This is a genomic window from Geomonas silvestris (genome assembly GCF_014193515.1).
Taxonomy (GTDB): domain Bacteria; phylum Desulfobacterota; class Desulfuromonadia; order Geobacterales; family Geobacteraceae; genus Geomonas; species Geomonas silvestris.
On the sequence record NZ_BLXX01000019.1, the window covers coordinates 45,294 to 54,853 of the forward strand.

At 60.6% G+C, this 9,560-nt stretch carries 10 protein-coding genes; 2 read left to right on the forward strand and 8 right to left on the reverse strand.

All coding sequences use genetic code 11. The annotated features are described in order from the left end of the window. Positions 1 to 106: 106 nt before the first annotated feature. Positions 107 to 1,102: a DNA polymerase III subunit delta gene (gene holA / locus GMST_RS20395; protein WP_183356553.1), complete on the forward strand. Its 996-nt coding sequence runs from the start codon at positions 107 to 109 to the stop codon at positions 1,100 to 1,102. 124 nt (positions 1,103 to 1,226) lie between these two features. Here holA and GMST_RS20400 read toward each other — a convergent pair whose 3' ends face one another. Next, positions 1,227 to 1,781 carry a menaquinol oxidoreductase gene (locus GMST_RS20400; RefSeq protein ID WP_183356554.1) on the reverse strand — a complete coding sequence of 185 codons (555 nt, stop codon included), beginning with the start codon at positions 1,779 to 1,781 and terminating at the stop codon, positions 1,227 to 1,229. 35 nt (positions 1,782 to 1,816) lie between these two features. Beyond that, entirely contained in the window at positions 1,817 to 2,656 is an 840-nt protein-coding gene (locus GMST_RS20405) for a cache domain-containing protein (RefSeq protein WP_183356555.1), read from the reverse strand. Positions 2,657 to 3,200: 544 nt separating this feature from the next. Here GMST_RS20405 and GMST_RS20410 point away from each other — a divergent pair. After that, positions 3,201 to 4,610, forward strand: a complete 1,410-nt coding sequence (locus GMST_RS20410; RefSeq protein WP_183356556.1) for a sigma-54-dependent transcriptional regulator — start codon at positions 3,201 to 3,203, stop codon at positions 4,608 to 4,610. Positions 4,611 to 5,139: 529 nt separating this feature from the next. Here GMST_RS20410 and GMST_RS20415 read toward each other — a convergent pair. The 6 genes from GMST_RS20415 to GMST_RS22685 form a co-directional block, all read right to left on the reverse strand. After that, entirely contained in the window at positions 5,140 to 5,874 is a 735-nt protein-coding gene (locus tag GMST_RS20415) for a cytochrome b/b6 domain-containing protein (protein ID WP_183356557.1), read from the reverse strand. A gap of 2 nt (positions 5,875 to 5,876) precedes the next feature. Beyond that, the gene (locus tag GMST_RS20420; protein WP_246399970.1) at positions 5,877 to 6,971 is read right to left on the reverse strand and encodes a cytochrome c3 family protein; all 1,095 of its coding nucleotides are present in this window, start codon (positions 6,969 to 6,971) and stop codon (positions 5,877 to 5,879) included. Positions 6,972 to 7,021: 50 nt separating this feature from the next. Beyond that, the gene (locus GMST_RS20425; protein ID WP_183356558.1) at positions 7,022 to 7,702 is read right to left on the reverse strand and encodes a response regulator; all 681 of its coding nucleotides are present in this window, start codon (positions 7,700 to 7,702) and stop codon (positions 7,022 to 7,024) included. Positions 7,703 to 7,737: 35 nt separating this feature from the next. Beyond that, positions 7,738 to 8,004 carry a hypothetical protein gene (locus GMST_RS20430; protein ID WP_183356559.1) on the reverse strand — a complete coding sequence of 89 codons (267 nt, stop codon included), beginning with the start codon at positions 8,002 to 8,004 and terminating at the stop codon, positions 7,738 to 7,740. A gap of 57 nt (positions 8,005 to 8,061) precedes the next feature. Then, entirely contained in the window at positions 8,062 to 9,054 is a 993-nt protein-coding gene (locus GMST_RS20435; protein WP_183356560.1) for a cytochrome c3 family protein, read from the reverse strand. A 407-nt stretch (positions 9,055 to 9,461) separates the two neighbouring features. Then, positions 9,462 to 9,560, reverse strand: a 99-nt coding sequence (locus GMST_RS22685) for an IS3 family transposase (protein ID WP_371873112.1), incomplete at its 5' end; no start/stop codon positions are given.

The following is a 9,560-nucleotide window of genomic DNA, read 5'->3' on the forward strand; positions in this document are numbered from 1 at the left end:
CGCCGCCCATTTCACCTAACGAGGTGGGCGGCGCTTTCATTTTAACGGCGCAGGGTGCCGGCCGGCGTGGTGCAGGCTCAACCCGAACCAAATGAGAACGTACGCGATGAAACCGGAAGAGTTTGACAGAGCGCTGGAGAAAGGGGAGATCGCTCCCCTGTACCTTTTGTGCGGGGACGAGCCCTACCTCGTGGAGCGCGCCGTGAAGAAGCTTTTGGACCGCACCGTGGATCCGGGCTTCCGCGACTTCAACCTGAACCTCTTCTACGGCAACGAGTGCAAGGGCGAGGAGATCTTCTCGGCCGCCCAGACGCTCCCCATGTTCGCCGACCGACGCGTGGTGCTGGTGAAGAAGGGGGGGGAGCTTTCCGCCTCCGCCCAGGAGGTGCTGCTACCCTACCTGCAGGACGCCTCCCCCTCCACCTGCCTCATCCTCCAGGCGGACAAGGTGGACGGCCGCAAGAAGTTCTTCGCCGAGTTCAAAAAACGCGGCGAGTTCGTGGAGTTCAAGAAGCCCTACGAGAACCAGCTGGGCCCCTACGTGCGCGACGAGGTGCGCGCCGCGGGGAAGAAGATCGACGCCCAGGCGGCGGAGCTCTTGGCCTACCTGGTGGGGAACAACTTGCAGGAGCTGGTCTCGCAGATCGAGAAGCTCTGTCTTTACTGCGGCAAGAAGGAGCAGATCACGGTCGCCGACGTGAAGGCGATCGTCTCCGACACCAAGGTGGAGAGCGTCTTCGAGTTCACCGACGCCCTGGGTTCCAAGGACACCGCCCGGGCGCTGCGCCTTTTGACCACGCTTTTGGACGACGGCGAGGCGCCGCTGCGCATCCTGGGCGGGGTGGCGCGCCACTACCGGCAGCTCTGGCAGGTGCGCGAACTCCTGGACCGCAAGCTGCCCAACTCGGAGATCGGCAAGGCGGCCGGCATTAACCCGTACTTTTTGAACAAGGTGCTGCAGCAGGCGCGCAACTACCGGGTGAGCGAGCTTTTGAAGATCTTCGAAGGGATGCTGGAGTTGGACCTGGCCTTCAAGTCCGGCGGGGTGGAAGACGCCCTGTTCGAGCGCTTTGTCCTGGAGGCCTGCAAGCCGGCGCGGTGACAAAAACTCCGCGGGTTTCAGGCGAGGGGAAGCAGCCACTGCTACAAATTAGAAAGGGGAATCCTCGTGGAGGGTTCCCCTTTTTCGTGCTCACGTGGTGGCTTTGGACCGGTGCCGGGACCTGTCAGGTCTCCAGGTAGGAATCGTCCAAGGGGAGGCGCCCGTTACGCTCCAGGTAGGCGAGTTGCTCGTTCTTCTTCTGGATGTTGTCGTTGCACCAGGTCCAGATCCGGTAGCTCTCCATGCAGAGGATGGTGAAGCCCGCGCCGAATACGGCCCAGTAGTTGTCGGCGAGCCCTTCGCTTAAATAGTAGAAGAAGTAGAAGACGCTCAGGTACCCGACGTGGCAGAAGCTGCTGCGGTGGCGCAGGTTGGCCATCATCCGGCACAGGCTCAATACGATCGCGGAAAAGGTGTAGAGGATCAGCACCATGCTGATGAGCTGCGCGCCTGGGGCGGGGCCCATGGCCTGCACGAACTGCTGGGGGCGCGGCAGGAACGGGAAGTTGCGCCAGGCGAGGGTGCTCACCACGAGGAACAGCGACAGCGCCCAGAGCCCCCTGTTAGAGAACCGCCTGAGCCCCTTGATGTCGTCCAGGAGCCCCTGACGCAGGGTGGCCCGGATCTCGCCGACCGTATTCTCCGCGCTGGGCGGTTCTTGTTGAACGTGCTGCTCCATGGGGCGCTCTATTGTATCCACGTTAGGTGCCGACATCATTGTCCGGGCTGTTGCAGATTCGAACTTTTTTTCAAAGCTTCTTGTTGCGCCTGGTCCAGCTTGTTTTTGATAAAGTAGTAAGATTTAGCAATCCTGTCAAGCTCATAGGGGAGGTTCCTGGGGTGCGATGCCGCGGCGTTACTGGCACAGCGTTCGGTGTATTCCTGCAGCTTGCGCATCGGTTCCAGGACGATCATCTTCAAAAGAGCAATGACCCCGGTGGTAGTCAGGATCAGCGTGAGCAAGGAGAACACCACCATCTGTCCGCGGATGGAAGAGAGCGAAGCGAGGGTGGTTTCCTGGGAGAGCCCGATGTCGAGGGTGCCCAGCACCCGCTGGTTAGCGGGGTGGAAGTGACAGGCGGCATTGGAGCACTCGGGGTCGTTGTAGATGGGGGTGGTGATGGCCAGCACCTGCTCGCCGGCGCTGTTCTTGAAGGTGCGCGCCTTTTCCATCGGGCCGAGGGTGGTGATCGGTTGTTTCTTGGCATGGCACAGGATGCACCCTTCGGCCTGCTTGTTGACCAGGCGGTTTACCTCGGAGGGGTTGGAGGAAAAGGCGACCCTGCCGGACTTGTTGAAGATACGGACGTGCTCCACCCCTTTTTGCTGGCTGATGTTCTGCACGATGTTCGCGCTCAGTTCCCTGTCCGACTTGAGCATGGCGTACCGGGTCGACTTGAGGACGATACCGGCCAGGTTGTTGGCGTGCCCGATCGAGTCGCGGATCACCACGTTCTTGATGGCCGCGTACAAGAGCACGAAGCAGACCACCAGAAAGCCGGTTACGACGATTCCCACGGGTATCAGGGCTCTTCCTGCAATCTTGTCGAACATGGCGCTCTCTCCCATCGTGGCGGATTCGGTTCCCTGGTCTCGGCCGGTGCTGAGCCGGTGTCGGGTTTGGTGCTTACCCATTAAATGCATTTCGGGTGCCAACCGTTTCGAGCCTGAAAGATCGCGGTATTACGCACGGTAAACGGACCTCTCTGTCAGGAAAAGCCGCCGTCTGTATATCTTGTTCATACAGCTTCGGCCTGCGCGCGTGCAGAACGGGATGCGGCATGGTACAATTTCGCCTGTCAAATCAGGGGGTCTGCCGGTGTCAGAAGGTGTATCTGCACCCCATACACCTAGAAACTTCGAGTCGCCGGCCGCACTGTCTCAATTACTTCTGCTTTGAGCATTATGTTTACACAATGTCAGTTTTCGTCCCTATTTGGTCTAAAGATATCTTCATGTCTTTTTGTTGACATCTTATTGACAGTGGTGATATTGGTAACCAGTATGTAGCAGTACAGGTCGATGGCACTTCTGCGCTGTCACTAGGCCTGATCGGGAACCGGATAGAGTGGAATAACCTGGGAGAAAAGGTGGGGTTATGAACGTTCTTGTGGTGGATGATGAACCGGTGATCAGAATTGGGCTAACCCGTACCCTTGAAGGGGCTTCCTTTACTGTCGATACAGCCAGTAACGGACATCTCGCCATCGAGATGCTCCAGCAGAAAAACTACGACCTCATCATCACCGACCTGAAGATGCCCGGCATGAGCGGCTTCGAGGTGCTGAGCGCGGTGAAGGCGCTGCAGCCCGAGGCCCCCGTCATCATGATCACCGGTTTTGCCACCGTGGAGACCGCGGTGGAGGCCATGAAAAACGGTGCCGCCGACTACATCGTCAAGCCCTTCGAGCCGAGCCAGATCCTGGAAAAGGTGCAGCGTGCCCTGGAACAGCGGCCGGTGACCACGGAGGAAATCCTGGTAAAAAAGGAGCTTGACTGCCACCACGGCTTCGACCAGTTCATCGGTGAGAGCCGGGAGATGCAGAAGGTTTACCGTCGCATCATCCAGGTGGCAGCCACCGACAGCACCGTGCTCATCACCGGCGAGAGCGGCACCGGCAAAGAGGTCGCCGCACGCGCCATCCACAAGCACTCCTCGCGTCGCGACCAGCCCTTCGTGGCGGTCGACTGCACCGCCCTCGCCGAGAACCTCCTGGAGAGCGAGCTCTTCGGCCACGTCAAAGGTTCCTTCACCGGCGCCATGCAGACCAAGATGGGGCTTCTCATGGTCGCCGACGGCGGAACACTTTTTCTCGACGAGGTCTCCAACATAAGCCTCGGCACCCAGGCGAAGCTTTTGCGCGTCCTGCAGGAGCGCAAGGTGACCCCGATCGGCGGCACCCAGCCGGTCTCCTTCAACGTTCGCCTGGTGGCCGCCTCGAACCGGAACCTGAAGACCATGGTCTCCGAGGGGAAATTCCGCGAGGACCTCTTCTTCCGCCTCAACATCATCCCGCTGGACCTCCCCCCCTTGAGGGAGCGCAAGGGGGACATCCCGCTTCTCATCCACCACTTCATAACCAGGTTCATCGGCGAGACCGGCAAGGAGAACCTGCGCGGGCTGGCGCCCGATGCCATGCAGTTTTTGGAGAACTACTCATTCCCCGGTAACGTGCGCGAGCTGGTCAACATCATCGAGCGCGCCGTGGTGCTTGCCGAGGGAGACATCATCCAGAAGGAGAACCTGGAGCTCGCCGAGGCGGCCGAAGCGTCGAGCGCGGAGTTCGAGGGGTACGTCCCCCAGAACGCCGAGGCCCTGAAGGAGATGAAGCGCCAGATCCGCGACCGCTCGGTGGAGAACGTCGAAAAGGCGTTTGTGATGAGCGCCCTCAAGCGCAACAACTGGAATATCTCCCGAGCCGCCGAGGACACCGGGATGCTGCGCCCCAACTTCCAGACCATGCTGAAAAAACTGGGGATCTCCGTCAAGGACTACTTCGAGAGATAACCCCTCTCCGCACGTTGGTAATCCTCTCCAGTCCGGCACAGCGCGCAGAAAACTCTCTGTTGCCGCGAGCCCGGGCCGCCGCAGTGACTATCCGCTTATCCACACATCTCGCACATCTCGCCGCTCCCCCGAACATCACTCTCTTTCCCCGAAACATGCCACCTTTCCGAAGGTTCTTCCGGGATTTCCGGGAACGCACCATTCTCGTTCCCATGCTCCGCGCGGGAACGCCTCAGGGGACGCTTCAGCGTCCCCGATTCTCAGCTGTTACGCCACGCAGGAGCCTGGGAACAAGAAATAAGCAAATCCCCTCTGTCTCCCCTTCCCAAAGGGGAGGACGTGGGGCCACCTGCTCTGCTTCGCGGAACCATCGTCGCGCGTTTCCGGGCTTTTCCCCGACCGTGTAGCAACAAAAAAACGGCCACTGAAAACCAGTGGCCGGCGGATTTAAATGTATGGATGGAGGCGACCCGAACCCGGTCCTTAGCGGAACCGGGTTCGGCTGGTGCGACGATACGTTTCGCTTGCGTCAGGCCTGCGGGTGCGCCGGATGTTCCGGATAGTGGCGCACGGGCCGGAAGCCGGTCTGCGGCTCCCCTTCCTGGTGCGCTTCCTCGTGGTGCTCCTCGTCGTGGTCCTCAACCTCCTCCCAACCGAAGATCATCGGCTTGAAGTAGGCAAGCGGGGTGGCCCCCAGGGTCGCCAGGTAGACGTGGGTGAACAGGAAGGCGAACAGCGAGCAGGCCACCAGGAAGTGCAGGGTATCGATGATCTTGATGCCGCCCGACATGAGGATGAGCACGCGCAACGGGGTCACGTTCATGAGCAGGATCCCGGTGAGGACCACCAGCGGCACCAGCATGAACATCACCACCAGGTAGGCAGCTTTCTGCATCGGGTTGAACTTGGAGTCCGGCATGGCGTGGAAGGGGCTCGGGCGACCAACGAAGTACCAGAAGCAGTAGTAGAGCAACTGCCGCACGATACCATGTTTGATGTCTTCCTCGTTCGGGATGTAGATGTCGTCCAGGCTGTTGCGCACCATCTTGTAGTAGACGAGCCACCAGGCGAGGAAGACGGCAACGATGAGCCCTGCCACGTTGTGCACCTGGATCGCGGTCTTGTAGCTGCCCAGGATGGTGATAGCTTCCGGGAAGCGGATCTGCGCGCCACTGATGATCAGGGTGACGATACCCAGGGCGTTAACCCAGTGCCAGATGCGGATCGGGATCGGCTGGAGGTAGACCATTTTCTTGGCGCTCATGACTAGTGCTCCTTTCTCGTTCTGTTTTTGCGCGTCAGAAAGCGCAGGAATCCGTGACAAACCGGCATGATCAGGCCGCCGCAGATGACGGCGAGGCCGATCCAGCTCAGCATGTTGTTCTTGTTGGAGCCCATCAGGTAGAAGTCGGGGGTGCCGTACAGCGCATCCAGGACCGCCCCTTTCTCAACCTGGACCCGCCGGTAGGTGCCGTTCGCCTCGGGGAGGGAGAGGTAGCTCGTCTGCATCACGGTAGGGCCGGAGCCGTGGCAGAAGGTGCAGTTGCGCCGGTCGTCGAGGATCTCGAAACGGTGCGAAACCGTCTCGGGGGTCAGCATCCCCTGGAGCCTCAGGGCCTTGTGCTCGCTGTTGAGGTTGAACGACCTCAGTTCGGCGATCGAGATGTAGTTGTCGTGGTTGGTGTCGATCAGGGTCAGGATGTCACGCCCTCCGGTCGCCTCCTTGAGCTCCTCGTAGCTCGCCACTTCCGGTTTACCCAGTTTCCCCTGGTTCTTGGTGCTCACCAGGTACATGCTGATGAAGTAGTTCTTCGACCCGGTATGGCAGGTGATGCAGGGGAGCATGTAGAGGTGCAGGTCAGCCTGGGGGAGCCACTCGCCGTGCTTGGCCGACATCTTGAACTTATCGTGGCAGCCGCCGCACATCTGGTTGATCTCCATCCCCGACATCTCGCGCGGCGATTCGACCTTGTGCGGGTTGTGGCATCCCGAGCAGGAGGCCTTCCCCGCATGGATGCTCAGGGCGTACTCGCTGTTCACCTCGGTGTGGCACTGCTGGCAGTTGGCCCGCGGGGTCCGGGTGCCGTCAGTGGGGTGGGTCGGTGCCACACCCTCGTGGCAGGACGGGCAGCCGATCCGGGCATGGGTGGTGTGGCCGAACTGGGCCGGGTCGATGAGGGACGCCCCTTTCACCTTCTGGCCGTCGGCGTGACAGGTCAGACAGGCCTCGTTCTTCCCGGTCGTCTCCCCGAACGAGTAGCCCGGACCATCGGACTCGGCAAGCGCGGGAACGCACAAGGCCCCGGCGAGCGCTACCGTCATGAGTAACCGGTACATGATGTGTTTCGTCGCTGCTTTCACTGGTTGCCTCCTTTGAAATGAATTCCAAATCTGGGGCCGCACAGCGGGGATCACTTCCCGCCGCGAGGCGAATTCTCCGGTGCTTTCCGACCCGCCAAAAGTCGGGCCGGCAGCTTGATGCGAAAGATCGGCAGCAACTGCCCGACGACGATCAGGGCAAAGAATCCGAGGAACAGGAGCATGGCCCAGTTCCCATGAGAGGCGGCGCTTGGAGCAGCAAGGAGATAATAGCTCGCTCCCATGAGAGTCGCAACCAGCAGACAGCTCATAAGCTTCACCGGCAGGCGCGTTTTCGGTCCCGGGCCGGCCTGGTTGCGCTGCGGGCCGTGCGGGTCGGCCAGGACGCTCGTGCGGTGTTTCTCGAAGGCACAGGCCACCGCCTGCCAGAGCTCGCCGGTGTCGGCGGAGCTGGCCGGCTTCAGGGCGTGGTAGAAGATCCCCTCCTGGCGCACCTGGCGGGCCTGGCTCAGGCTCAAGGCCTCGGATACCATGATGATGTGCAGGTGGCGGTTGCATTTCTTCAACAGGTGGATGAGTTCCGTGGTGGAGATCCGGTCGCCGAAGCTGCTTCCCAGCAAAAGGACGGCTACCCGGTTTTCCATGACCCGTGCCAGTACCTCGTCCGCGCTCGCCGCGGTGCCGACCTGGAACCCTTCGTCCTTGAAGAAGTCGGCCATGCGCCTGCGGAACTTGGCGTCTGTGTCGGCTATGATGATCTCTCGCTCGCCCATACCTCACCTCGACTTGCGCGCCGTGAAGGCTCCGGCTACTTCTTCCCCGACGCCGCGACCTTCTCCTTCTTGTGGAACACGCTCGCCACTCCCTTGGCCATCGCCCCGAAGAGCATCATGCAGGGGACGATCTGCAACACGATCACCGCACCCAGGAAGAAGATGAACAGCTTGGAGGTAAGCCCCCCCGACACGTCCGCGATTCCCGAGATGGCGACCGCTCCGGCCAGCACCACCGCGATGATCCCCACCGTGGCGATTTTTCCCGTTTTGGATTTCTTGGTTTCCGTTTCGGCTTTCATGGCGTTCTCCTTTCCCCCTTATGGGGCTGCTCGCGTCCTGCCCGCTCCGGTTCCGGCTCAGCCGCGGACGTGGCAGCTGTCGCAGTTGCCGCGCACCGTGAAGGCGGTGCCGCCGTCATGGCAAGCTCCACAGGATTTGGCCTTGCGCATCTCGGCCATGCTGACCGGCTTGTTGCCGGTTTTCAGCGGGAAGGTCCGGGTGTGGCAGGAGCTGCAGCTGTACTTGGCCAAGTGGGCGTTGTGGCTGAACTTCACGTTGGCGATCCCCGCCAGCTTGAAGTTGACGTCTTTTACCGGGTGGCACTTGCCGCAGCTGGCGACCGCGAAGGCCTCCTTGCCGTTGTGGCAGGCGCCGCACGATTTCCCCTTCTTCATGGCCGCCATGGTCACCGATTTGCGCGGGCCTATCGGGTAGAGCTTCGCGTGGCAGGCGCTGCAGTCGTACTGCTGCTGGTGCGTCTTGTGGCTGAAGCGGGTGGGGCCGGTCTGCTTCACGTTGAAGACGATCTCTTTCGTTGGGTGGCAGCCGCCGCAGTTGGCGAGGGCAAAGGCCTTCGCGCCGTTGTGGCAGGCGCCGCAGGATTTCCCCTTCTCCATCTCCGCCATGGTGAAGGTCCGGTTCGGGCCGGTGGCGAAGAGTTTCGGGTGGCAGGCGTCGCACTGCTGATCCTTGAGGTGCTTCGCGTGGCTGAAACGGACGGCGCCGGTCTGCTTCACCTGGTAGGTGATCTCCTTCACCTTGTGGCAGGCGGTGCACTTGGTGATGCTGAAGGCGATATTCCCGTCGTGGCACTTGCCGCAGGATTTCCCCTTCTCCATGTCCGCCATCGAATAGCGCACGTTGCTGGTGTTCTTGACGTTGTCGTGGCACGATTTGCAGCTCACCTTGCCGAGCTTCTCCGTCTTCTGGCTCAGGTGCTGCTTGTGGCTGAAGAGCACCTTCCCCGCGCCGGGGGTGTTGTAGGTCACTTCCTTGAGCTCCAGTGCGGCTGCTCCCGAGACGCTTGCTGCCAGTGCTGTTAGGACGATGATGGCTGATCCGAATCTCATGATGTCTCCCTCCCAGGCCTATGATTTTGGAATCGCTAAAGCGTCGTCTGTGAAACCGATCCAGCTGATTCTCTTGGGGTTATTGCGCATAAAAACGGCCGGTCACCCAGGAACTAGCATCAGCCGTGCCCGAATTGTCTCTTCTTGAGTGTTTTCTCATAACCCGCTGTCCTGGCGTCGTTATTTCCGCGACAGAAAACCCATGAATCGCAGCCGTTTTCCGGATTCATGTATAGGAGCTCTATACAGCCATTTGGCCGGCACGTTTTTCCCTTAGGGAAGAAATGAGGCTGGACCCGCTCTGGGCGCGGCTTTAGTGGGATGTGGGGGGGGAGGGGAGGTGTATAGCGCTACTATACGGGGCGCGGATGGGTGTTTGGAATTGCCCCGATTTCGTGGACAGTCGGTTAAGCGGCTAGGTTGAGTTGATCGACCTCGAACGGGGTCCGATACCCCAGCGAGGAATGAATCCGTTTGCGGTTGTAGAACCGCTCGATGTAGTCAAA

Coding starts and splice junctions, on each gene's coding strand:
- holA (WP_183356553.1), top strand. CDS start 107: ATGAAACCGGAAGAGTTTGACAGAGCGCTGGAGAAAGGGGAGATCGCT.
- GMST_RS20400 (WP_183356554.1), bottom strand. CDS start 1,781: ATGGAGCAGCACGTTCAACAAGAACCGCCCAGCGCGGAGAATACGGTC.
- GMST_RS20405 (WP_183356555.1), bottom strand. CDS start 2,656: ATGTTCGACAAGATTGCAGGAAGAGCCCTGATACCCGTGGGAATCGTC.
- GMST_RS20410 (WP_183356556.1), top strand. CDS start 3,201: ATGAACGTTCTTGTGGTGGATGATGAACCGGTGATCAGAATTGGGCTA.
- GMST_RS20415 (WP_183356557.1), bottom strand. CDS start 5,874: ATGAGCGCCAAGAAAATGGTCTACCTCCAGCCGATCCCGATCCGCATC.
- GMST_RS20425 (WP_183356558.1), bottom strand. CDS start 7,702: ATGGGCGAGCGAGAGATCATCATAGCCGACACAGACGCCAAGTTCCGC.
- GMST_RS20430 (WP_183356559.1), bottom strand. CDS start 8,004: ATGAAAGCCGAAACGGAAACCAAGAAATCCAAAACGGGAAAAATCGCC.
- GMST_RS20435 (WP_183356560.1), bottom strand. CDS start 9,054: ATGAGATTCGGATCAGCCATCATCGTCCTAACAGCACTGGCAGCAAGC.